Consider the following 23183-nt stretch of genomic DNA (forward strand, 5'->3'; position numbering starts at 1 on the left):
GCGGTGGGATCCCTCGGGACCCCACCGCCTTCTGCCGTTTCCGGGCGGCTACTCCGCGACCACCCGGATGAGCGAGACCTCCGGATCGACCGACCCGCGCACGTACCCCGTCGGCGAGGCCGCGACCGCGCGCAGGAAATCCACCGTCTCGACCGTGATCTCCTCCCCCGGGAGCATGTTCGGGATACCGGGCGGGTACGCCGCGAGCGTGTCGGCTGAGATACGACCGATCGCCTGCTCGGCGGGCACCACCTCGCTCGCTCCGAAGTACGCGTCGCGCGGCAGGAGGCGCAGCACGCCCGGCTCGGGCAGCTCGGGGAACTCGTGCATCGGTTCGGAGCCCAGCCGCTCGGCCTCCCGCGCGACCTCGTCGAGGGCCGCCATGAAGCGGTCGACGTCGACCTCGCGAGTCGCACCGATCACCGCGACGATGCTCGTCGCGGTCGACATCTCGAGATAGACGCCGTGGCGCTCCTTGAGCGCGGAGCGCACCCAGTGACCGCTGCGACCCAGCCGCGACACGTCGATGGGCACCCGCAGCGGGTCGGTCGAGGTGATATCCGGGAAGGCCTCGAAACCGTCGCCGATATCGGAGAACCGCGGATCCCGCTCCAGCCGATCCCGGATCTCACGCGCCGCGCGCACCGCCCGCCCGATGCGCTCCTCCCCTGTCGCCATCGCGTGACGGGCGGTATCGAGCGACCCCATGAGCACGGCGCTCATGGAGGTCGAGGAAGTCATGCTGTAGGCGCGTGCCACGAGCGGTTCGAGGCGCTCCGCGAACGGGCCGTGCCCCAGGTGCAGCATCGCCGACTGGGTCAGGGAGCCGGCGAGCTTGTGGGTGCTCGAGACGACCAGGTCGGCGCCGAGCCTCGCCGGCGACTCCGGCAGCTCGGGGTGGAAGCCGAAGTGCGCGCCCCACGCGTTGTCGACGATGATCGCGGCGTCGTGGCGGTGCGCCACCTCGACGAGGCCCGCCACGTCGGCCACCGAGCCGAAGTAGCTGGGCGAGACGACGTAGACGCTCGACACCCCGCGACCCGCCCGCTCCTCGCGGGCCAGCGCCGCCTCGAGCGCCTCGGGCGTGAGCCCGTGCGCGATACCGTGCCGGGTGTCGATCGAGGGCGCGACGAAGGCGGGTGCGAGACCCGCGAGCAGCACCCCGTCGGTGAGGCTCGAGTGCATGGCGCGCTGGATCAGGATCCGTTCGCCGAGTCCCCGCACCGCGATCGCGGCCGTGCGGTTCGCCTGCGAGGCGCCGTTCGTGAGGAACCAGGTGCGGCGCGCGCCCCACGCATCCGCGGCCAGGCGCTGGGACTGCACCAGGGGACTGTTCTCTCCGGCGTCGATGCCCTCGAGCAGGAGCGGCACGTCGCGCTGCGCGACGCGGGCGCCGAACAGCTCGGCGATGTGCTCTCCCCCCGCCCCGGGAGCATTACCGTGACCGGGCACCATGAGCGACAGCGGATCGGAGTCGCCGAACCGGGCGATCGCGTCGGCGTACGGGGTGCCGGTCTGATCCTCGGCGTAGCGCGGCGCAGCCGCCGGCCTCGACCTCTGCTGCGGGGCGAGATCCCCGGCCGATCCGGCCTCGCCGATCGACGGTGCGATGGTCGCGGGTCCGACCGCCCCGTCGTATGCGGAGGCGCCGTGCGTCGTGGTGTCCTGATGCAGCATACGGTAAGCATCCCGCGCGCGAGGCGCCGCGCGGAACCCCGCAAACCCCTCCCGGGAACCATATACTGTTTTGAGCGAACGGGGGTGATCCGCCCGATTCGCTCCAGAGGAAACAGGGGTACTCATGATCGATCTGCGTCAGCTCCAGGCCCTCAGCGCAGTCTCAGCCGAGGGTTCCGTGGCCCGCGCGGCCATCAGACTCGGCTGGAGCCAGCCCACGGTCGACTACCACCTCAGAAACCTCGACCGTCTCGTGGGCACCGATCTCACGGAGCGCAGCACCCGCGGCAGCAAGCTCACCACCGCCGGCGCGCTCATGCTCGAGCGAGGCGACGAGATCCTCGGCCTCGCCGACCGCGCTCTCGCGGACGTGCGCGATCTGGCCCAGCTGGGCCGGACGCGGCTGCGCTTCGGAACCTTTCCCACGGCAGCGGCGCGGCTGCTGCCCGGCATCGTCAGCCGCGTCTCGGAAATCGGGATCGAGCTCGACGCGACCCTCGAGGAGGTCTCCCCGCTCGTCGCGCGGGTGAACCAGCACACCCTCGATGCCGCACTCGTCTACGCGGCCAGCGACTACCGGCTCCCGTTCCGCTCCGAGGTGCACACCACCCACCTGTTCACCGACCCGATGCTCATCGCGCTCCCCGAGACTCATTCCGCGGCGGCGACTCAGAGATTCGATCGGACCGCACTGCTCGCGCTGGCGTCGGAGAGCTGGGTCGTCGGGTCGACGCCCGGAGACACGCTGGACGAGCTCGTGCGCGAGGTGTTCGAGGCCGAGGGGCACAAGCTCGACGTGGCGATCCGCACCGACGACTACTCCGTGGTGCTGGGACTGATCGCCGCGGGTATGGCCGTCGGTCTGGTGCCGAGCCTCGTCGCGGCGAACCCGCCGGACGGGGTGGTGCTGCGCCCCATCGAAGACCCCCGATTCGCGCGCGAGCTGCTGCTGGCCGCGCCCGCGGGGCCGGGTGGACCGTCGGCCGCGGTGCGGCAGCTCGCCGAGGCGGTGCGCCGCTCGATCGCCGCGCTCGAGTGAGGGGTCAGCGCGGGTCTCCGGGCTCGTCTCGCCCCCTGAGCTCGGCGAAGAGGCGCAACCGGCTCAGGGGGCGAAACGCTCAGTGCCCGGCGGGCGCGCCCTCCTGGTCTGCCGGCTTCTTCACGAAGTAGGCCAGCACGAGCGGCACGAGCGAGATGCAGGCGGCGACGAAGAAGGCCGCGTGGGTACCCGGCTCCCCCGCCTCGGAGGTCGTCAGGCCGCGCCCCTCGCCCGAGTGCAGGAACGTCGAGTAGATCGAGATCAGCACCGCCGTGCCGGCCGCGCCGCCGACCTGCTGCAGCGTGTTCAGCACGGCCGAGCCGTGCGAGTACAGCGAACGATCGAGGGACCCCAGCGACGCCGAGAACAGCGGCGTGAACGAGCTCGCGAGGCCGAGCGACATCGCGATCTGCACCGCGACGAGCAACCAGACCGGCGTGTGCGCGCCCACCGTCGAATACATGAACATCGCGGCGGAGATGAGGGTCGTGCCCGGCACGAGCAGCGTCTTGGGCCCGCGCGCGTCGTAGATCCGACCCATCACCGGCCCGAGCAGGCCCATGAGGATCGAACCGGGCAGCAGCACGAGGCCGGCTGCCGTGGGCTCGAGACCCGCGACGTTCTGCAGGTAGAGCGGCAGCAGCGAGAACGTGCCGAACATCGACAGCGCGATCACGGCCATGATGACGACGGAGATCAGGTAGTTGCGCGATGCGAAGACACGCAGGTCGAGCAGCGCATCGTCCTTCTTCTGCAGCGCCAGCTGGCGCCACACGAAGACGGCGAGGAACAGGACGCCCACCAGGATGATCACCCACGGGGGCACTCCCCCGCCGCCCGTGCCGCCGTGCCCGCCGAGCTGACTGAGCCCGAAGACGATCCCGCCGAAGGCGACGACCGACAGCAGGATCGACGGCACGTCGATCGGAGCGTGCGTCGTCTCGCCGAGGTTGGTCATCCACTTCGCGCCCAGCAGCAGCGCGACGACCGCGATGGGCAGGATGATGCCGAAGAGCCAGCGCCATCCGAGATGATCGAGCACCACGCCGGACAGCGTCGGTCCGAGCGCCGGAGCCAGGCTGATCACCAGACCGACCCGGCCCATCATGCGGCCCCGCGAGTGAGGCGGCACCACGTTCATCATGGTCGTCATGAGCAGCGGCATCATGATGCCCGTACCCGCGGCCTGCACGATGCGGCCGACGAGCAGCATCGTGAACCCGGGCGCCACGAGGCAGATCGCGGTGCCAGCGACGAACGAGATGATCGCGGCGAGGAAGATCTGCCTGGTGGTGAAGCGCTGCAGCAGGAAGCCGGTCGTCGGGATCACGACCGCCATGGTCAGCATGAAGGCGCTCGTGAGCCACTGTCCGAGCTCGGGAGGAATCCCGAGCGACGCGTTCAGCGCGGGGATGGCGATCGCCATGGTCGTCTCGTTGAGGATCGCGACGAAGGCCGCGACGAGCAGCAGCCAGATCACCCGCATGCCTGCGGGATCGATGCCGTCGTCGTTCGCGGGAGGCACTCGCACGGAAGCGGTGTCTGAGGTCACGGAAGAAACTCCTTGCAGCAGAAAGCGGGCCCCGACCGAGGTCGCGCAGAGAACCCTTCGGAGGCAGACCTAGGAGCTTACTCCCGCTTCAGGGTTCGCGCAAGCGCGTCCCCGTCATCCTGCGTTCAATCGCCGAAGGGGTCCCGCACGCGGGCCAGGAATTCCCGCGTCTCCTCCCGCTCGGGGCGGTCGAAGATCTGCTCGGGCGGCCCCGACTCGATGATCACGCCGTCCTTCAGATACACCACGCGATCCGCTACCCGCCTCGCGAACGACATCTCGTGCGTCGCCATCACGATCGTCGACCCCGCGGTCTTCAGGTCGCCGACGAGATCGAGCACCTCGCCCACCAGCTGCGGGTCGAGCGCACTCGTGATCTCGTCGAGCAGCAGCAGCTCGGGATCGGTCGCGATGGCGCGGACGATGGCGACGCGCTGCTGCTGTCCGCCCGAGAGCCGGTCGGGGTACTCCTTCGCCTTGTCGGCGAGGCCGATCCGGGTGAGCAGACCGAGGCCGATGCGCTCGGCCTCCGCGCGCGATGTGCCGAAGACCTTGCGCGCCGCGAGCGTGACGTTGTCGATGACGTTCATGTGCGGAAAGAGGTTGTAGTGCTGGAAGACGACGCCGATCCGCGCCCGCACCCGATCGGCGTCCGCTCGGGGATCGGTGATGTCCTCCGTGGCACCGTCGGCGCCGGTGAGCAGAATGCGCCCGTCGTCGACCTGCTCGAGCAGGTTGATCGTCTTCAGCAGCGTCGATTTACCCGATCCGGAGGCGCCGATGAGCACGACCACCTCGTGCCGCGCGACGGCGAGATCGATGCCCCGCAGCACGGGATGATCGCCGAACCGCTTGTGCACCCCGCGCACCTCGAGCACCGGGATCGCCGGAGCGGCTGCGGCATTCCCCGCGCGCGTCGCCGACTCGTTCATACGGTGCCTCCCACCTGCTCGCGCTTCTGAGCCCGCGCCGTGACCCAGTCGGTGAGCCGGATGAACGGCCACGACAGCAGCACGAAGAGCACGCCCGCGAGCACGTAGGGCGTGAAGTTGTAGGCGGACGCAGACTCGATCTGCGCGGCGCGCACGGCGTCGACAGCGCCGAGCACCGAGATCAACCCGACATCCTTCTGCATCGAGACGAAGTCGTTCATGAGCGCGGGTGTGACCTTGCGCACGGCCTGCGGCATGACGACGAGCCGCAGCGTGCGTGCGTGGCTGAGACCGAGCGAGCGTGCCGCGAGCCGCTGCGAGGGGTGCACGGCGTCGATGCCGGCCCGCAGCACCTCAGCGACGTAGGCGGAGTAGCTGAGGATCAGCGCGATCGTGCCCCAGACCTGCGCCGGCACGCGCCCCGTGAGCTCGAGACCCGGGATCCCGAAACCCACGAGGTAGAGCACCAGCAGCACGGGGATGCCGCGAAAGATGTCGGTATAGCCGGCGGCGATGAGCCTGAGCGGCGTGAACACCGGACCCTTGAGCGTGCGCACGATAGCGAGCAGCGTGCCGAAGATCGCCACGCCGACCGCCGAGACGAAGAGCACCTGGATGTTGAGCCAGAGCCCCTCGATCACCCGCGGAAACGACTGCACCGCGACCCCGAGGTCGAAGAACGTCTCGCTCACCCGGCTCCAGCCGGGGCTGTTCACGAGCACGAGCGCGATCGCCGCCGCGAACACGAGCGTGCTCACGATGCTGATGAGGATCGACCGCTGCCTGCGGGCGCGTCGGTAGGCGCGCCGTTCGAGCTCGATGGACGAGGGCTCGAACGGCTCGGCGGCCGGGTTCGTGGTGGTCACGGGTTCGCGTATCGCGTTACTTCAGAACGGGAGCGCCCTGATCGGCGATCCACTCGGCGACGAGAGCGTCGAGCGTGCCGTCTTCGCGCAGCGCATCGACCGCCGCCGAGACGTCGGCGGTGAGCGCCGAGCCCTTGGGCAGCACGAACGCGAACTCGTCGCCGCCCTCGCCCGACTCGAGCTGGCCCACGATCACGCCGTCGTCGAGCTGCGCGTCGCGCACGTAGAAAGCGCCGGGCAGGTCGGTGACCATCGCGTCGATGTTGCCGTTCTGCAGCTGGGCGACCGTGTCATCCACGCTGTTGAAGACCTGGATCTGCTGGTTCGGCGCGATGACCTCCTCGGCGACCGTGAGCGAGGTCGTGCCGGAGGCGACGCCGATGACGACGTCCTTGAGATCCGCGATGCTCTTCGCATCGGCTGCGGGGGTACCGCCCGCGGCCACGACGGCCTGGGTCGTCTCGTAGTAGGGCGACGAGAAGTCGACCGCCTTCTCCCGCTCCTCGTTCACCGAGAACTGCTGGATATTGAGGTCCCAGTCCTTCGGGCCGGGAGCGATCGCTGAGTCGAAGGTCGAGCGCACCCACTCCACATCGCCCTCGGCGTACCCCATCTCCTCGGCGACTGCGTAGGCCACTGCGGCTTCGAAGCCCTCGCCGCTCTCGGGGTCGTCGTTCATCACCCACGGAGCGTACGCCGGCTCCCCGGTGGCGATGGTGAGCTTGCCCTCGGTCACCGGGCCCACGCCTTCCGCGTTCTCATCCGAGGGTCCACTCGCCGTGCAGGCGGTGAGTGCGAGCAGTGCCGCGGCGCCGGCTGCGGCGGCCGCGACGAGACGAGAGGTGCGGGACATGGGGGGGCTCCTTCGGGATGGTGGGGAGGCGCGGCGGCGTCGAGGCCTGACTGATCGCGCGGACCGCAGTACAGTCTATGAGATTCTGCGCACCTCGCCCGCACTGCCCGTCACTGGGGGTCACACGAGCAGCGCGCCGAGAGGCGAATATCGCAGGCCTGAGCGCAAGTCGGCATGCGAGATCCGTATCTCGACGGGGCGAGCCGTCACGCCCGGAAGCGCTCCTCGCCCTCGATGATCGTGCGGCGGGCCCGGCCGGCGCCCTCCTCGACGAGCTCCGCGAGGGCCGCGTCGGGGTGGCGCGACGCAGTCTCGAAGAACGCCAGGTCGGCCATAGCGCCGACGCCGAGCTGCCCGATGCGGCGCTTGCCCACGTGCAGCCCGAGAGCCGCGGCGCCGCCCAGCGTCGCGGCGGTGAAGAGCCGCTGGTGCAGGTCGTCCTCGCGGTACCCCTGCGATCGCGCGACCCGGTGCAGCGCGGCGACGTCGGCGAGCAGGTCGAGCGACGGCGACGACGAGAGCGAGTCCGTGCCGACCGCGATGAGGTTCCCCTCGCGCAGGTACGCGGCCACGGGCGGCATATCGAGGCCGATGACCTCGTTCGAGCGCGGGCACAAGGCCACGCTCGTGCCCCGGGCGCGCAGCAGCGCGCGATCCTCGGCGCTCACATACACACCGTGGGCGATGTGGCAGTCGGGCCCAAGCACGCCGAGGTGATCCACGAACTGCGTCGAAGAGACCCCGATGCCGTGCGAGCGCAGCGCGCGGAAGCTGTCCGCCGCCAGCTCGGGCCACTCGCCGTGGCCGCCCGGCCCCGCCCCGACGTAGCCGTCGATCCCGTCGAACTCGCGCTCCATGTGCGCCTCGGCGAGGTGGATGTGCAGCCGCAGCCCCTCCTCGCGCACGATGTCGGGCAGCTCGAGCAGGGGCTGCACCTCGAGGGAGTACGGAGCGTGCGGCGACACGCCGGCGCCGGGCGGGGTCGGGATGGCACGGATCTGCTGGCGCACCTCCTCGCGCGCGGCGGCGTCCCAGTCGGCATTGCTCTTGCCGTACACCTCCCAGTAGGCGATGCCGTGCATGCCGGCGTCGTGGAGCGCGCTGAGCGCCTCGCGGTCGGTGACCACGTCGGCGGCGGCGGTGACGCCGGCGGCGAGGCTGCGCCTGGCCCCGTCGGCCGCGGCCGCGGCCCAGTCGTGCCCGACCCGCTCGTAGACCGCGTCGAAGGCGTCGCCCCAGTGATCGAAGCCGGTGTAGTTGCGCTCGGCGACCTCTGACATGCCGGTGTACTGCAGGTGAGTGTGGGCGTTGACGAGGCCGGGGGCGATGACCCCGTCCCAGCGCTCCTCCCGGTGCGCCGCGCCGCGGGCGGCGAGCGTGTCGAGCACCCAGCGGCGGTCGCCGACGTGCAGGATCCGTCCGCTCTGCACCGCCACCGCGCCGTCCTCGATGCGCGGACTGACGACGGGGAAGACGAGGGGCGCGCTGTAGACGACGATTTCGGGTGCTGTGGTCACCCGAAGATTCTAGGGGGTGCGGCGGGCGGGGGTTACGCGGGCGGGGCCGCGCGGTAGCGGTGCACCGCCCAGGGCTGCGCGGCACCGCCCGGTCGGGTGCGGAGCGGGGCGGGATCGGCGGATCCGCCCCGGGCATCCAGTGCGGCGCGCGCCACGCGATCCTCATCCTCGGCGGAGAGCGCATGCACCCCGGGCGCGAGATCGCCCGCCATGAGGCGCATGAGCGCCGCAAGCTGGGTCGCGAACGAGAGATCCATCACCTCGATCGGGTTGCCCTCGGCCGCGGTGTAATTGACGCCGCCGCCCTCGGCGAGCACGACCGGGCCCCGATCGCCGCCCGGTGGTACCCACTCGGCCAGACCGTCGCCGACCTCTCGCGGGCGCCACCCGTCGGCGAGCAGATCATCGAGGGCGAGTTCGTCGTCGATCCCGCCCGCCACCGCGACCGCCGTGCCGGGGCGCAGCAGCGCGAAACCGTCCGCGTCGAGCGTGTGCCACACACCCGTCGCGCTCACCACGACGTCGGCTTCGGGCAGCGCCTCCTCGGCGCGGCGGGCCTCGAAGCCGTCGTGCAGCGCGGAGAGCGCGCGCACCGGATCCCGCTCCACGACCGTGACCCTGGCGCCGAGCGCGGCGGCGAAACGGGCGGTGCCGACGCCGACAGGGCCGTAGCCGATCACCGCCCAGCGGGTGCCGGTGATCCCTCGGTAGCCGTCCTGCCGCCGATCGCCGCCGGCACTGTCAGCGCCGTCGAGCAGATCGGCGATCGCCAGCACGCACGCCTGGCCGGTGCCGACGAGATTGTCGAAGTCGGTCTTGGTGCGCGCGTCGTTCACCGCGATCACCGGCACGCGCAGGGATCCCTCGGCTGCCATCTCGCGCAGCGGCCGCACGCCGCTCGTGGTCTCCTCGGCCGCCGCCCGCAGGTGCTCGAGCGCCGACGGGCGCTCGGTGTGGGCGAGGCGGATCAGGTGCGAGCCGTCGTCGATGAGGTACTCCGGTGCCCAGTCGAGGATCGCCGCCGCATGCTCGACGTCGAGGCGCGCGGCGCCGTCGCGGCTGACCGCACCGGTCGGGGCGAACACCGAGACCCGCCCGTCTGCGGCGAGCTCCGCAGCGACCTCGGGGTCGGTCTCCGAAACCGCGCTGAACAGCGCGACCTCGCATCCGGCGTCGGCGAGTGCAAGGGCGAGCGCTGCAGTCTTGGGTTCGAGCACGAGGCTCACGGCGATCCGCGGCGGGCGGCGCGCCGGCCCCGCCTCCGTTCCCGGCTTCGCGAGCTGCTCGGCGAGGCGCGCCGTCGCGCGCATGCCGCGTCTCGCCCACGCGATCCGCGCAGCCGCGTCCGGGCTGCGGTCCGACGCGACTCCCCCGTCGAGACCCACTAGCACCGGGGCGAGCGCGCCGGCGTCGGCGCGCCCGGGGTCCGGCGAGTCCTCGACACGCCCCGCCGATCCTGCGCTCACAGGGCCGTCGACGAACACGAACTCCGCGGGCACCCCGGCATCCGGCTCGAGCCGCACCCCCATGCGTCCGAGCGCGGTCAGCAGCGCCTCTCTCGCCGCGTTTTCCGAGACCTCCACCCGCGCGACGCCGCCCGAGAGCAGCCGATTGCCCGAGCGGGCCGCGGTGCGGATCGCGCGCTCCACGCGAAGCCCCACGGATGATTCGCGCCCGTCGTCGAGATCGGTCATTCTGCTCCCTGCGTCTTCCCGGTCCGCTGATTCTGCTGACTCCCTCGAGGATAGTGCGCCGGCCCTGGCCCGCCCCGGCTCGCCCCGATGTCAACCCCTCGCAGCGGCCACGAGCCGCAACTATGCTGGCCGCATGGCGAGGTACGGGGATGAGCAGCAGGCGGCGGCCGACGGGATCCGCATCGAGCACGAGCCCGAGCGGCACCGCTACACGGTCTACCGGAGCGCGCAGGATCCGCGGGATGCGGAGGGCGCGCCTGATCGCCTCGTGGGCGAGGCCCACTACTCCCTGCTCGGCGAGGACGTCATCGACTTCGACCATACGGTCGTGCTGCCCGAGCTGCGCGGCACCGGGCTCGCGTCGCTGCTCGCGCACCGAGCGCTCACGGGAGAGGCCGTCGGCGAGCGCCGCGTGCACGCCTCGTGCTGGTTCATCGCGCGCTACCTCACCCGGCACCCGGAACTGCGCGGGCCCTGAGCGCGCGGGCGGCACTCCCGTACTCTAGCGATCACTCCCCCTCGGTCTTGCGCTTCTTGCGCAGGCGACCGGGTTTGCTCTGGCTCTGCTGCTGCACGAGCGCCGTGAGGTCCTTCTCGATGAGTTGCTGTATGCGGCTCTCGCGCGCGGCCTGATACTCCTCGCTGGCACCCCCGCTGTAGTAAGGATGCGTGGCTCGCTCCTTGAGCGAGTCGCCGATCTCGTGCCACGCCATCGAGCGCGCCCGCTCGGCGGTGTCGCTCAGGTAGTCGACGTCGTTCGCCCGGGTCTGCAATTCCTCGGCGACCTTCTCGTAGACCTCCTGGCGGTGCCGCAGGGTACGGTTGTCGTCGTTGCCGTAGTCGGATTCGCTCCAGGAGCTGCGGCCCGTGTCTCGGATCTCGCTGCGCATACGGGCGATGTGCAGCGCGTCGCGCTCGCGCTCCTTCGCGAGATCCTCGGTGGCCTGACGCACCATCTCGCGGATCTGTGCCTCGTCGTAGTCGGCGTGCCGCTTCAACGCGTTCATGATGATCTCGTTCTTGACGGTCATCCGCACCGCGACATCGGCGACGAGCAGCCCCTGCTCGACGATCTCTTCGACGGGGGCGAGCACGCGTCGAGGCAGCCTGCGAGCAGGGTGCGCACTGCCGCGCTTGCGTTTCTTCGACCAGCCGAACACCGCGCTCCTTCCGAGAGCCCACTCGGGCCTCTCCCATTATCGCTCAAAACTGGCACTCGGCCGGGTTCCGTCGCAAACTTGCCGTCGCTCCCCGGCGGGAAGTGGCGGGATCGGGTGTGCAAAAATGGATGAGGCCCTGCAACCAGGGCGCGGACGAGGGAGCTGTACCCGCACACTGACGACGGCCGGAAAGATATTGGTCATGTCTGCCATCACACTCGCATGGGTGCTGCTCATCCTGAGCGGCATGCTGGAGGCCGTTTGGGCGACTGCTCTCGACGCCTCCAATGGTTTCAAACGATTCTGGCCGAGCGTCATCTTCGTGGTCTCGCTGGGCGCGAGCATGGTGGGCCTGTCGATCGCGATGCACGAGATCCCGGTGGGCACCGCCTACGCGGTGTGGGTCGGGATCGGGGCCGTGCTCACCGCCGCGTGGGCCATGCTCACGCGCAAGGACCGCGCGACGGTGCTGCGTGTCGCACTGCTCATCGGCCTCATCGGCTGCGTGGTCGGCCTGAAGGCGGTGAGCTGAGATGGCGGTCTCGCGAAGCTCGAACGGACCCGCGAAGGTAGCTACGGGCGCGCACTGGCTGGCGCTGCTCGCCAGTGCGGGCCTCGAAGCGGTGTGGGCCATCGCGCTCGCTGAGTCGCGCGGCTTCTCCGTGCTGCTGCCCACGATCGTCTTCTTCATCGCCAGCCCGCTGAGCATGGTCGGCCTCGGTTACGCGATGCGCGGGATCCCGATCAGCGTCGCATACGCGATCTGGACCGGGCTCGGTGCCGCGCTCACCGTCGGCGTCTCGTTCGTGATGGGCACCGAGGAACCGTCCCCCCTCAAGGTGCTCTTCCTCGCCGGCATCGTCGGCTGCGTGATCGGGCTGAAGTTCGCGAAGGATCCGGATCCGCGCCCCGAGCCCTCGAACGATCCCTCGATGGATGCTATGCGGCGGTGACCGACACCCACATCGACGAGGCCGCGGCGGGGCCCAGGCTGATGGGCGTGTCCGCACCGCCGACGCGCACGGTGACGGTCTCGGAGTAGGGCTCCCCCGGCAGCACCTCGAGTTCGGCGTCGACGACGAGACTGCGGCTCGCGAAGTACTGCAGCATCTCGTTGTCGGCGTCGGAGATGCGCTCGATACGCGCGCGGCAGGGGGCGGGCGCTGCCGAGAGGATCACAGCATCGGGGCGGTGCACGCGCCCGTCCGCGCTCGGGATCGGATCGCCGTGCGGGTCCCTGGTCGGGTATCCGAGCACCCGGTCAACGCGGTCGATCAGCCCGTCGGAGACCGCGTGCTCGAGGCGGTCGGCCTCCTCGTGCACCTCGTCCCACTCGTAGCCGAGCATCTGCACGAGGAAGGTCTCGAGCAGGCGGTGACGGCGGATCATCGAGATCGCGTGCTGCCGCCCGAGGTCCGTGAGGGTGACGCTGCCGTAGCGGGCATGACCGATGAGCTCCTGGTCGGCGAGCTTGCGCAGCGCGTCCGACACGGTCGAGAGGCGCACACCCGCGGCCTCCGCGATGGCGGAGTTCGAGACCGGCGCGTCCGACCACTCCTGCAGGCCCCAGATCACCTTGAGGTAGTTCTGCATACCGGGAGAGATATCGTCGACGCTCACCCCGCCAGGGTACCGGTCTCCGGGCATCCCTGGCACTTCACGACGCGCGGGCGCACACTGGAGGCATGGATATCAGGATCAAACGCGTGTACGAACCCGCCGAACCCGCAGACGGCTACCGGGTGCTGGTGGATCGGCTGTGGCCCCGCGGAGTATCGAAGGACGAGGCGCGGCTCGACCTCTGGGAGAAGAGCGCGGCGCCCAGCGCGGAACTGCGACGCGACTGGCACGCGGATCCGCGAGGCCACGATCCCGAGCACTTCGCCGCGTTCGCCGCTCACTACCGGGCCGAACTCGCAGAACCGCCGGCCTCCGACGCGGTCGATCGGCTGGCGCGGCTCACGCGGGAGCACGACCCGCTCACCCTGCTCTACGGCGCCAAGGACGAGCACACGAACCACGCGGTCGTGCTGCGCAACGCACTGCTGGAGCGGCTCGACGCGTCGGGGTCGCCCCGCACCTGACCCACCAGTGACGCGATCACCGGAGGATTCACACCGCGAGCAGGATCCTCCGCAGCCGCTCGATCGCCGCTGCGAACTCGTCGTCGTCCGGGCCGCCCATGCCCAGCACGACGCCGTACGCGCGATCCGGGCTCCGGTGCTGCCAGTAGGCCCCCAGCTCCGCGACGCCGAGGCCGACCGGGAAGGCCGCCGTCTCACGAGCCGCCGCCTCGACCACCCGGGCCTCGCGCCGACGCGCGCTCTCCCCCGCGAACTCGAGCACCGCGTGCAGGCCTCCGCTCATGGGACGCACCCGCACATCGCGCGACCCCGCGAAACGCTCCGAGATCAGGTCGCGGCGAGCGGCGTGACGGCGACGCACGCGGGCGATGTTGCGGCGCAGCTCGCCCGTGGCGAGGTAGTCGGCGAGCGCGATCTGCACGACCGCCGAGACCGGGGACCCCAGGTCGTGCCGCACCGGTTCGAGCAGTGAGCGCAGGTTCCGAGGCGCGAGCAGGAATCCCGCTGCGAGCGCCGGCGTCACCGTGCTCGAGAAGGTGCCGAGCGTGACGACGAATCCCGCCCGGGGATCGTCGAGCGCCGCGAGAGCGGGCAGCGGGCCGCCCGCGTGCCGCAGCTCCGAGTCGTAGTCGTCCTCCACCACGACCACGCCCGTGCGCGAGGCCCAGTCGAGCAGTTCGCGCCGGCGCGGCAGCGGCAGAGAGCCGCCGACCGGGTACTGGTGGCTCGGCGTCACGATGACGAGGTCGAGCAGACCCTCCGGCAGACCATCGGTGCGCAGACCCTCCGCGTCGACGGGCAGCGACACGATGCGGGCCCCGTGCCGGGCCGCGACCCCGCGCAGCGAGGGATACCCGGGATCCTCGACCCCCACCACGAGCCCGTGCCCGCGCGTGGTGCCGAGCGCGGTGAGGAGCAGCCCGAGCCCCTCGCGCGCGCCGGCGGTCACGATCACATCGTCCGCCGGGCGCGCCGTGCCGCGCACGAGTCTCAGATGCTCGGCGATCTCGCGTCGGAGTGCCGGGTCCCCGAGAGCAGGCGGTCGGCGATCGGCTCGGGCGACGGCGGCGCGCCAGGCCGCGCGCCAGGCCGCGCGCTCAGTGGCATCGGTGAGCGGAGTGCCGGGAGCGAGCGGCGGCCTCGGAGCGGGATCATCGCCGTCGAGCACGGGTGCGAGGGGGCCGGTCGTACCGGTGATCCCGAATCGGCCCGCGGCACCCGCGGATCCTGCCGCGCCCGTGGCGTCCAGAACGTCGACAGCGCCCGATCCAGCCCGGTCGGCGCGACCGGGAGCCGGGATCGCCGCCATTCCCAGATCGGGGTTCACGAGGGTGCCGCGGCCATGCTCGGCGCGCAGGTACCCCTCGGCGATGAGCTGCTCGTAGGCGGCGACGATCACGCCCCGGGCGACGCCGAGGCGCGACGCGAGCGCCCGGCTCGCCGGAACGCCCTCGCCCGGCCGCAGACGCCCGGCGTCGATCGACTCGCGCAGCGCGGCGGCGAGCTGCGCGGGGAGCGGAAGCGCGGCGGCTCGGTCGAGCTCCACCACGAGCTCGGCCGGGCCCCGGCGGCGTGCGGGATCGGTCACGTCTCCAGTCTGCCAGCGATCCGGTCGGCGGGCGCGAGTGTGCGGATCTTCCGAAAGCCGCGTTCCGGATCACCCGGAACCCGTTCACCATGCCCGAGATACGGTTTTCGCACCTCTACCCGCGGGTGGGCATGCGAAATTCTTCTCTCGAGGGGGTGGGGACCCTCCCTCGACGGGTTCAGGGCGCGAAGACCGGCGCCGCGGAGGCGAGCCGGGCTCGCATCACCTCGACCGCCTCGGGATTGTCGTCGATCAGCATGAAGCGGCGCCCCAGCTCGGCAGCCGCCTCGCCCGTCGTGCCGCTGCCCGCGAAGGGATCGAGCACCCAGTCGCCCGGGCGGGAGGAGGCCTGGATGATGCGCCGCAGCACGCCGAGCGGCTTCTGCGTCGGATACCCGGTGCGCTCCCTGCCCGTGGGCGACACGATCGTGTGCCACCAGACATCCGTGGGCAGCTTGCCGCGGGCGGCCTTCTCCGCGGTCACGAGCCCCGGCGCCATGTAGGGCTCGCGGTCGACCGCGTCGGCGTCGAAGTAGTACCAGTCGGGGTGCTTCGCGTAGACGAGGATGTTGTCGTGCTTGGCCGGCCAGCGCCGCTTCGTGCGCGCGCCGTAGTCGTAGGCCCAGATGATCTCGTTGATGAAGCACTCGGGCCCGAAGAGCGCGTCGAGCAGCACCTTCGCGTAGTGCACCTCGCGGTAGTCGAGGTGCAGGTAGAGCAGGCCGTCGGGCGAGAGCACCCGCCAGGCCTCTTCGAGCCGCGGCTCGAGGAAGTCCCAGTAATCGCCGAAGCGGTCGTCGTAGGCGAGGGTGCGCTCGCGCGTCACCCGGTAGCCGTCGCCGCGGAAGCCGAGGCGCTCCTGCTGCGCGGGGCCCGCGGCGGGAACAGCTTCGAGGCCGGCCCCAGGGCCAGCCCCGGCGTCAGTACTCGCGGCGTCGCGGATCCGCGCGCCCCGCACGCGCTCCGCCTGTCGAGTGCGGCCCGTGTTGAAGGGCGGATCGAGGTACACCACCGCGAAGGCGCTGCCCGGCAGCGCGCGGAGGATCGGCAGGTTATCGCCCGCGGCCACGAGGTCGGGGCCGTCGGGAGTCCAGTGCATCGGCCCAGGATATCGCGGGAGGGACGAGGAGCCGTGCTCCGGCGCGAGAGACGTCAGCGAGCGACGGGCTCTCAGGGGGCGAGGATCGCCTCGAGCTCGGCGGGGTCGAGGTCCTCGATGCGAGACGGCGACCACCTCGGGGTGCGATCCTTGTCGATCACCTGCGCGCGCACGCCCTCGGCGAAGTCCGGGCGCACCGCGATCCTGCCGAGCACGCGCAGATCGTCGGCCAGCACCTCTGCGAGACTCAGGCCGAGACGGCGCGTGCGATCGATCTGCGCGAGGGTCACGGCCACTGACACGGGGCACATGCCCCGCACCGTCTCCGCCGCCCACTCGGCCGCGATCCGCCCGTCGTCTCCCGCCGCCTCGAGCGCGCGGATCAACCGCGCCGCCGTTCCCGCCGCGTCCTCGAAGGCCGGCGGATGCTGCGCACCGAAGACCTCCTCCGCGATCGGTCCCCACCACTCACCCGCGGCCAGCACGGGCGAGTCGGGCGCCGGCTCGGCGAGTCGTGCGCACGCCGTCGCCGGATCCTCGCCGCCCACCAGCGCCTCACCCAGGGCGGCCAGCCGCTCCGACGGCACGAAGTAGTCTGCGATCCCGAGCGCGATCGCGTCGCCCGGGCCCATCTCACCGGCGGTCACCGCGAGCATCTCGCCCAGGCGACCGGGCGCGTGCGCCAGCAGCAGGTGACCGCCGACATCGGGAACGATCCCGATGCGCACCTCGGGCATCGCGAGCCTGCTGCGCTCGGTGACCACACGGTGCTTCGCGTGCCCGGCGAGGCCGATTCCACCGCCCATCGTGATGCCGTCCATGACGCCGACCACGGGCACTCGAGACTCCGCCAGCGCCAGATCGAGTCGGTACTCGGTCGAGAGGATCAGCAGCGAGTCGCCGCTCGAGATCTCCTTGATGTCGCCGCCGCCGCAAAAGCCCCGCTCGCCCGCTCCGTCGAGCAGGATCGCGGACGAGCCGTCGCTCTGGGCGACCTCGAGCGCCCGACCGATCAACTCGAACATCTCGAGGGTGAGCGCGTTGATCGCACGCGGCCGGTTGAGCGTGATGCGGGTGATCGATCCCTCCCGGCCTGCGATCACGAGCGGTTCGGCGTGGGCGGGCGTCGATGCGTCGGTGCTCATGCCAGCACGCTAGCAGGCTCGGGCGCAGAACGGCGCGGCGACGCAGCGCCGCCACGACACGCCGGCGCCACGGGCCAGGGCTACTCCGCTACGGGGTCGGGCGGCGTGCGTCGTAGTTCTGGAAGCCGCGCGCCGTGCGCAGCAGCACGAGCATGGTGCCGCAGATGAGCAGTCCCCCGACGACCGGCGAGGCCCACAGCGCGAACAGGGTCGCCAGGCCGCCGGCCACGAGGTCGCCGACGCGAGGTCCTCCCGCCACCACCACGTAGAAGAGGCCCTGCATGCGTCCCCGCACGTCGTCCGGGGCCGCCGCCTGCAGGATCGTGGTGCGGAACACCGCACTCACGTTGTCGGCCGCTCCGGCCCCCGCGAGCGCGATTCCCGCGAGGGCGATCGCGACGATGTTCGCGGGAATGAACGCGTCGTCGTCTTCCGCGACCGCCGCCACGAGGCGGTCGTCGACACCGAGCGACGCCGCGAGCAGCACCGCCCCGAACAGGGCCGTGCAGATCCCGTACCCCGCCACCGCGAGCGTCACCGCTCGCCCCTGCCTGCGCACGCCTCCCAGCGGGCCCGAGACGAGACCGCTCAGCAGCGCGCCCACGGCGAACGACGCGGTGAGGATGCCGACGGTGACCGGGCCTCCCCCGAGCACGATCGCGCCGGCGGCGGGGAACACCACGCGCGGCTGCCCCAGGATCATCGCGATCAGGTCCCACACGAAGGTCGCGCGCACGTTCGGGGCGCGCCGCAGGAACCGCATGCTGTCCACCACCGAGCCGAAGCCGATCCTCCGTTTGGCCCCGTCCGGGGCGATGGGCGGCAGGCTCATGATCCCGAGGAACGCACCGGTGAACAGCACGACGTCGACCAGATAGGTCCAGGCGAAACCGACGGTCGCCACCAGCACGCCGGCGATCGCGGGGCCGACCGTCACCGCGAGCCCCATCGTGATGCCGCTGAGCGCCGCGGCTGCGGGCAGCAGCTGGGTGGGGAGCAGACGGGGCAGGATCGCGCCCTGCGCCGCACCCTTGATCGTCGCCGAGGCGGCGTTGACTGCGGCGAGCGCGTAGTACGGCCAGGTGGTCTCGACGCCGAGGAATGCGATGAGCGCGAGTGTGCCGGTGCTGCACCAGGCCACGATCGCGGTGACGAGGGCGACCGTGCGCCGGTCGAAGGCGTCCGCGAGCGCGCCGCCCACGAAACCGGCCAGGATCATCGGCCCGAGCGCCCACAGCGCGACGAACGACACCGCGAGGGTCGAGTGCGTGATCTCGTAGATGTGGAGGCTCACGGCGACGACCGTGACCTGCGCGCCGATCTGCGCGACCGAGGTGCCCGTCCAGAGCTTCGCGAAGGCGGGGCTCGCGGTGAGCGGGGTGGTGTCGACGAGCAGACCGCGCAGGCCGCGACGCCCGCCCCGCTGTTCGTCGGGGTCGGCGGGCGCTTCGTTCACCGCATCAGCCTATCTCCCCCGCCCGCGCTTCAGCTCCTGCATCCTCCTCCCTCGCGCGGAGTCCCGAACTGCTGGTTCGTGCAGCATTGAAGCCGCAGTTCGGCACTCCGCGTTCGGAAAGCGAGCGGGCGGTGCTCAGCGGGTAGGCTCGGATTCCGTGTTCGACCCGCGCTACGACGACGATCCCCTCGCCCGTATGAAGCCCCGCCGCGGCCCCGTGCAGCGGCGGGAGGTTCCGCTCGCGCGCGGGCTCGTGGTGGAGCACAGCGAGACGGAGTGGTGCGGCGCCGTGGTGGGCGCCCGCGAGGGGCTCGTGCAGCTCGAGGATTTCGGCGGCAAGGTGCGCGCCTTCCCGCTGAGCGACGGCTTCCTCATCGACGGCGAGCCGGTGCGCCTCGTACCGCCCAAGCGCAAGCCCGCCGGGCGTCAGCGCACGGCCTCCGGATCGTTCGCCGCGCCGCAGCAGCGGGCGCGCGTCGCGATGCCGAGCCGCATCTTCGTCGAGGGCAAGCACGACGCCGAGCTCGTCGAGCAGGTGTGGGGCGACGACCTGCGGGTCGAGGGTGTCGTGGTCGAGCTGCTGCAGGGCGCCGATAATCTCGAGCAGGTGCTGACGGAGTTCGGGCCGGGCCGGGAGCGGCGAGCCGGCGTGCTGCTCGATCACCTGGTTCGGGGCAGCAAGGAGACGCGGATCGCGGAGTCGATCGCGAAGGGGCCGCACGGCGCGCACGTGCTCATCGTCGGCCATCCGTTCGTCGACATCTGGCAGGCGGTGAAGCCGGCGAGGGTGGGGCTCGAGGCTTGGCCGGAGATCCCTCGGTCCATCGAGTGGAAGCGCGGCATCTGCCGGGCGCTCGGCTGGCCCTCGGACGAGCCCGCCGACATCGCCGACGCGTGGTCCCGCATCCGCGGGCGCGTGCGCGACTTCCGGGATCTCGAGCCCGAGCTGGTCGGCCGGGTCGAGCACCTCATCGACTTCGTCACCGTGGGCTGAGCGGATCTATCGGAGTATCCTGAGGAGGTCGCTAGTCGCTTCGAGGAGACGCCATGCCGAAGCCCGTGTTCCTGATGATGCCGGAGTGGCAGGGTTCTGCCTCGTCGCGGGCCATGCAGATCGCCGAGGGCGCCGAGGTGCTGCGCGAGGATCTGCCCGCGAGCGCTACCCGGGAGGTGCCGGTGCCGCTCGAGGCCGGTGATGCCATGGGCACTCCCGTGGCCCGGCTGAGCAGCCTGTTGCAGGCGCGCGATGCCGCGCATCGGGTGATCTCCGAGGCGGGAGACGCACCGGCCGTGATTCTGGGCGGCGACTGCGCGTCTTCGCTGCCGGGGCTCGAGGCCGCGGTGCGCGCGCACGGCGCGGATCACCTGGCTGTGCTGTGGTTCGATGCGCACCCGGATCTGCAGCACCCGAGCACCTCGCCGTCCGGCGCCGCATCGGGCATGACCCTGCGTCATGCCCTCGGCGAGGGGTCTCCCGACCTCGCCTCCGCTATGCCCATCGACGCGGGCCTGCTGACCCTCATCGGCGCGCGGGCGATCGACCCCGAGGAGGATGTGGAGATCGAGCGCCGAGGCGTGCACGTGCTCGACCCCGTGTCGATCGCCGGAGTGACGGACCCCGAGCAGCACCCGGATCCCGACGCACTCGCCACCGCCGTGTCGGATCGCCTCGCCGCTTCGGACGCGGCGGCCGTGTACGTGCACGTCGATCTCGATGTGCTCGACCCCGCCGAGTTCTCGGCCGTGCACGACGCCGTGCCGTTCGGGATCACCGTGGCGCAGCTGACCGCCGCGATCCGCGCGGCCGTGACGACGCTGCCCCTCGCGGGCGCCGCCGTCTGCGAGTTCGCACCGTCGAGCGCGACGGCCGCCGCGGAGGATCTGCCCACCGTGCTGCGCGTGCTCGCGGCCCTCACCTCGGGGGCGCGCCGGTGAGCCGGGATCCACGGGGCGCTCGGCTGCCTCGCGCCGCCGCGCCGGAGACTCCGGACGCCCCGCGCCCCTGGCCGCTCGCGCGCCTCGGTTACCTCTACGCGACAGCGGTGGGGTTCGTGTGGGGATGGATCTGGAGCACGGGGCGGATCGAGCGGCGCCAGGGGCTCTGGGTCTTCCGCGGTATGCCGAAGTGGACGTTCGGTCGGGGCGGCAGCTGCGTCGGTTCCTGCTATCTCACTGATCGCAACGCCGGGCGCGCGGTGCTGCGTCATGAGCGGGTGCACCGGGAGCAGTGGCGGCGGTACGGTCTGGCGATGCCGCTGCTCTACCTGCTCGCAGGCCGCGACCCGCTGCGCAACCGCTTCGAGATCGAGGCCGGGCTCGAAGACGGCGGCTACGTCAAGAAGCCCTCGTCGCCTCGCTGACCGGCGTTCCCCTCGAGCCGAATGGGTGCCGTGTACTTTGCTCACACTCGAGCGATTGCGAGCAATCCGGGCGAGATATCCACATCTTGCGGATCTGAGCAGTGCTCCTCCGCTCAGGCTGGCATCATCAGTGTCACATCGAGCAGAATGAAGGTGTGGTCGAGATGACAGAACCCCAGGTGTGGACGCTCATCGGAGTGTTCGCCGCCGCCCTCATCGGCATGGTCACATTCACGACTCAGGTGATGTGGCGGGCGATCACCTCGCAGTTCGTCTCGTTCGGAGCGGAGATGCGGGCCGAGTTCGCCACCTCGCGGGCAGAGACCTCGGCCCAGATCTCGGAGTTACGAGCCGAGACTTCCGCGCAGATATCAGAGCTGCGCACCGAGACTTCCGCGCAGATATCAGAACTGCGCCTGCAGATCAGCGACCTCGACGGCGATGTCCAGGCCATCGCACGCCGGGTCTTCCCGGAGTGAGCGGGGGCTGAGATCTCGTAAACTGGCGGGATGAGCAGCGCAGCCGCATCCCCAGCCGACGACGAGTTCCGGTTCCTCAGCGGAGACGCCGCTCGCGTCGGCCGCACCGGCCCGTTGCCGCGGGTGGAACGCGTGGCGGCGGAGGTCGGCGAGAGCCGGCGCATCAGTGGTCTGCGCTTCGACGCCCCCGCCGACCCCGCACTCGTGATGCTGCACGGTGCCGGCCTCAACGCGCACAGCTTCGACCCCGCGCTGCTCTCCCTCGGCCTGCCCGCGCTCGCGCTCGACCTGCCGGGGCACGGGCGCAGCGATTGGCGACCCGACGCCGACTACCGCCCCGACCGTCTCGCGAGCGACGTCTCAGCGGCCGTCGAGCGGTTCGCACCGACGCCCGTGACCCTCCTGGGGCACTCGCTCGGCGGCCTCACCGCCGCCCTCATGGCCGCGGCGCGACCCGAACTGGTTCGGCACCTCGTCGTGGTCGATATCACACCCGGCGTCGCACCGGGCGGCAATGCGGGATCGGTCGCCGAGTTCATTACGGGTCAGCGCGACTACGGCTCGGTCGAAGAGATCGTCGATCGAGCCATCCGATTCGGCATCGGCTCCGACCGCACCGCCCTCAGCCGCGGCGTCGCCCTCAACACTCGCCGGCGGCCCGACGGCCGACTCGAGTGGACGCACCACCTGGCCCACCTCGACGCGCTGCCCGGATCGGGATCCGACGATCCGCACCCCTACGCACCCATCTGGGATGCGCTGCGGTCGCTCGACCTGCCGATCACCCTCGTGCGCGCGGAGCGCGGGATCCTGAACGAAGACCTCGTCGACGAGTGGCGGGATCGCCTGCCTGCGACCGAGATCATCACGCTGCCCGGCCCGCACAACCTGCACGAGGCCGAACCCGTTCTACTCGCCTCCGCGGTGCGCGGGATCGTGGACACGGCATCTAGGATGGCATCGTGATCTCCGCGTTGCTGCCCATCGAAGGAACCTACAATTTCCGCGACCTCGGCGGCTTCCGCGCCGATGGCGGCCGCACCAGGCCCGGGGTGCTCTTCAGATCCGACGCCCTCGCGGCTCTCAGCGAGCGCGGCCGGCAGCAGATCTCGGAACTCTCCGTGGCGCGCGTGATCGACCTGCGCGACGATGCCGAGCGGGGACCGCTGCCCGACCTGGTGCCGGAGAGCGCGACCGTGGTGCCGCATCCGATCTTCCCCGATGTAAGCCAGCACATCTCGGCGCAGCTCGACATCTTCGCGCTCACCGAGATGCTCTACCTCGAGCACGGCGATACGCTCGCTTCCGCCGTGACGATGCTCACCGAACCGGGTGCCACCGTCTTCCACTGCACGGCGGGCAAGGACCGCACGGGCGCCGTCGCGGCTCTCACGCTGCTCGCCCTCGGCGTGGATCGTGACGACGTCATGCACGACTACGCGGCCTCCGAGCAGAATCTCACAGGTGAGTGGCGTGCGAAGAACCTCGAGTTGATCCGGCACCTGGGGATCGAGGTCACCCCGTCGCTCGAGCAGCTGCTCGTCGCGACCCCGATCGAGGCGATCGATCGTGCGCTCACCGCAGTCGAGAGCCGCTTCGGGTCGGTGCGCGACTATCTGCGCGCGAACGGCGTCGACGACGCCACCGTGGAACGACTCCACGCGCGGATCGTGGAGTAGAAC

Annotated in this window: 24 protein-coding genes; 11 read left to right on the plus strand and 13 right to left on the minus strand. The window is 71.2% G+C overall.

Annotation, left to right across the window (positions count from 1 at the left end; all coding sequences use genetic code 11):
- Positions 1 to 48: 48 nt before the first annotated feature.
- Positions 49 to 1677: an aminotransferase class I/II-fold pyridoxal phosphate-dependent enzyme gene (locus AC0KXF_RS02645; protein WP_473107718.1), complete on the minus strand. Its 1629-nt coding sequence runs from the start codon at positions 1675 to 1677 to the stop codon at positions 49 to 51.
- 124 nt (positions 1678 to 1801) lie between these two features.
- Between AC0KXF_RS02645 and AC0KXF_RS02650 the strand changes: the two genes are divergently transcribed.
- A complete protein-coding gene (locus AC0KXF_RS02650) occupies positions 1802 to 2716 on the plus strand; it encodes a LysR family transcriptional regulator (RefSeq protein WP_473107719.1) in 915 nt (304 codons plus the stop codon).
- 79 nt (positions 2717 to 2795) lie between these two features.
- Here the strand turns inward: AC0KXF_RS02650 and AC0KXF_RS02655 are convergent, their stop codons facing one another.
- The 6 genes from AC0KXF_RS02655 to AC0KXF_RS02680 form a co-directional block, all read right to left on the minus strand.
- Complete coding sequence (locus AC0KXF_RS02655) at positions 2796 to 4268, minus strand: DHA2 family efflux MFS transporter permease subunit (protein ID WP_473107720.1); 1473 nt, start codon at positions 4266 to 4268, stop codon at positions 2796 to 2798.
- Between the two features lie 125 nt (positions 4269 to 4393).
- Positions 4394 to 5200: an amino acid ABC transporter ATP-binding protein gene (locus AC0KXF_RS02660; protein ID WP_473107721.1), complete on the minus strand. Its 807-nt coding sequence runs from the start codon at positions 5198 to 5200 to the stop codon at positions 4394 to 4396.
- Positions 5197 to 6066, minus strand: coding sequence for an amino acid ABC transporter permease (locus AC0KXF_RS02665; RefSeq protein WP_473107722.1), 870 nt, complete (start codon positions 6064 to 6066; stop codon positions 5197 to 5199). The genes AC0KXF_RS02660 and AC0KXF_RS02665 overlap by 4 nt, the downstream gene beginning before the upstream one ends.
- 16 nt (positions 6067 to 6082) lie before the next feature.
- The gene (locus AC0KXF_RS02670; protein WP_473107723.1) at positions 6083 to 6919 is read right to left on the minus strand and encodes an ABC transporter substrate-binding protein; all 837 of its coding nucleotides are present in this window, start codon (positions 6917 to 6919) and stop codon (positions 6083 to 6085) included.
- A 206-nt stretch (positions 6920 to 7125) separates the two neighbouring features.
- Positions 7126 to 8436 carry an amidohydrolase family protein gene (locus tag AC0KXF_RS02675; protein ID WP_473107724.1) on the minus strand — a complete coding sequence of 437 codons (1311 nt, stop codon included), beginning with the start codon at positions 8434 to 8436 and terminating at the stop codon, positions 7126 to 7128.
- Between the two features lie 32 nt (positions 8437 to 8468).
- Positions 8469 to 10130 carry an adenosylhomocysteinase gene (locus tag AC0KXF_RS02680; protein WP_473107725.1) on the minus strand — a complete coding sequence of 554 codons (1662 nt, stop codon included), beginning with the start codon at positions 10128 to 10130 and terminating at the stop codon, positions 8469 to 8471.
- 133 nt (positions 10131 to 10263) lie between these two features.
- Between AC0KXF_RS02680 and AC0KXF_RS02685 the strand changes: the two genes are divergently transcribed.
- Positions 10264 to 10608: a GNAT family N-acetyltransferase gene (locus tag AC0KXF_RS02685; RefSeq protein WP_473107726.1), complete on the plus strand. Its 345-nt coding sequence runs from the start codon at positions 10264 to 10266 to the stop codon at positions 10606 to 10608.
- A 31-nt stretch (positions 10609 to 10639) separates the two neighbouring features.
- On the opposite strand, the gene AC0KXF_RS02690 is transcribed toward AC0KXF_RS02685, so the two are convergent.
- Positions 10640 to 11290, minus strand: a complete 651-nt coding sequence (locus tag AC0KXF_RS02690) for an asparagine synthase (protein ID WP_473107727.1) — start codon at positions 11288 to 11290, stop codon at positions 10640 to 10642.
- Between the two features lie 202 nt (positions 11291 to 11492).
- Between AC0KXF_RS02690 and AC0KXF_RS02695 the strand changes: the two genes are divergently transcribed.
- Together AC0KXF_RS02695 and AC0KXF_RS02700 are read left to right on the plus strand one after the other, a co-directional pair.
- On the plus strand, positions 11493 to 11822 hold the full coding sequence (locus AC0KXF_RS02695; RefSeq protein WP_473107728.1) for a DMT family transporter: 330 nt from the start codon (positions 11493 to 11495) through the stop codon (positions 11820 to 11822).
- 1 nt (position 11823) lies between these two features.
- Positions 11824 to 12243, plus strand: coding sequence for a DMT family transporter (locus AC0KXF_RS02700; RefSeq protein WP_473107729.1), 420 nt, complete (start codon positions 11824 to 11826; stop codon positions 12241 to 12243).
- Here the strand turns inward: AC0KXF_RS02700 and AC0KXF_RS02705 are convergent.
- Entirely contained in the window at positions 12230 to 12910 is a 681-nt protein-coding gene (locus AC0KXF_RS02705) for a metal-dependent transcriptional regulator (RefSeq protein WP_305069214.1), read from the minus strand. The two genes, AC0KXF_RS02700 and AC0KXF_RS02705, sit on opposite strands and share 14 nt — an antisense overlap.
- A gap of 65 nt (positions 12911 to 12975) precedes the next feature.
- On the opposite strand from AC0KXF_RS02705, the gene AC0KXF_RS02710 reads away from it, so the two are divergent.
- Positions 12976 to 13374 carry a DUF488 domain-containing protein gene (locus tag AC0KXF_RS02710; protein WP_473107730.1) on the plus strand — a complete coding sequence of 133 codons (399 nt, stop codon included), beginning with the start codon at positions 12976 to 12978 and terminating at the stop codon, positions 13372 to 13374.
- A 28-nt stretch (positions 13375 to 13402) separates the two neighbouring features.
- On the opposite strand, the gene pdxR is transcribed toward AC0KXF_RS02710, so the two are convergent.
- The 4 genes from pdxR to AC0KXF_RS02730 all read right to left on the minus strand — a co-directional run bounded on the left by pdxR (position 13403) and on the right by AC0KXF_RS02730 (position 18662).
- The gene (gene pdxR, locus AC0KXF_RS02715; RefSeq protein WP_473107731.1) at positions 13403 to 14962 is read right to left on the minus strand and encodes a MocR-like pyridoxine biosynthesis transcription factor PdxR; all 1560 of its coding nucleotides are present in this window, start codon (positions 14960 to 14962) and stop codon (positions 13403 to 13405) included.
- A 178-nt stretch (positions 14963 to 15140) separates the two neighbouring features.
- Positions 15141 to 16061 (minus strand): DNA-methyltransferase, encoded by a 921-nt coding sequence (locus tag AC0KXF_RS02720; protein WP_473107732.1) that lies wholly within the window; start codon positions 16059 to 16061, stop codon positions 15141 to 15143.
- Between the two features lie 71 nt (positions 16062 to 16132).
- Positions 16133 to 17206, minus strand: coding sequence for an enoyl-CoA hydratase/isomerase family protein (locus tag AC0KXF_RS02725; RefSeq protein ID WP_473107733.1), 1074 nt, complete (start codon positions 17204 to 17206; stop codon positions 16133 to 16135).
- Between the two features lie 88 nt (positions 17207 to 17294).
- Complete coding sequence (locus AC0KXF_RS02730) at positions 17295 to 18662, minus strand: MFS transporter (protein WP_473107734.1); 1368 nt, start codon at positions 18660 to 18662, stop codon at positions 17295 to 17297.
- 157 nt (positions 18663 to 18819) lie between these two features.
- On the opposite strand from AC0KXF_RS02730, the gene AC0KXF_RS02735 reads away from it, so the two are divergent.
- The 6 genes from AC0KXF_RS02735 (at position 18820) to AC0KXF_RS02760 (ending at position 23180) form a co-directional block, all read left to right on the plus strand.
- Positions 18820 to 19656 carry a DUF3097 family protein gene (locus AC0KXF_RS02735; protein WP_473107735.1) on the plus strand — a complete coding sequence of 279 codons (837 nt, stop codon included), beginning with the start codon at positions 18820 to 18822 and terminating at the stop codon, positions 19654 to 19656.
- Positions 19657 to 19709: 53 nt separating this feature from the next.
- Positions 19710 to 20597, plus strand: a complete 888-nt coding sequence (locus AC0KXF_RS02740) for an arginase family protein (RefSeq protein WP_473107736.1) — start codon at positions 19710 to 19712, stop codon at positions 20595 to 20597.
- Between the two features lie 23 nt (positions 20598 to 20620).
- Positions 20621 to 21022, plus strand: coding sequence for a Fe-S oxidoreductase (locus AC0KXF_RS02745; RefSeq protein ID WP_473107893.1), 402 nt, complete (start codon positions 20621 to 20623; stop codon positions 21020 to 21022).
- A gap of 164 nt (positions 21023 to 21186) precedes the next feature.
- Positions 21187 to 21501, plus strand: a complete 315-nt coding sequence (locus AC0KXF_RS02750) for a hypothetical protein (RefSeq protein ID WP_473107737.1) — start codon at positions 21187 to 21189, stop codon at positions 21499 to 21501.
- Between the two features lie 30 nt (positions 21502 to 21531).
- The gene (locus tag AC0KXF_RS02755; RefSeq protein ID WP_473107738.1) at positions 21532 to 22467 is read left to right on the plus strand and encodes an alpha/beta fold hydrolase; all 936 of its coding nucleotides are present in this window, start codon (positions 21532 to 21534) and stop codon (positions 22465 to 22467) included.
- Positions 22464 to 23180, plus strand: a complete 717-nt coding sequence (locus AC0KXF_RS02760; protein ID WP_473107739.1) for a tyrosine-protein phosphatase — start codon at positions 22464 to 22466, stop codon at positions 23178 to 23180. Before AC0KXF_RS02755 ends, AC0KXF_RS02760 begins: the two co-directional genes overlap by 4 nt.
- The last annotated feature ends 3 nt before the right edge of the window (positions 23181 to 23183 follow it).

Source organism: Leucobacter holotrichiae (genome assembly GCF_055791005.1).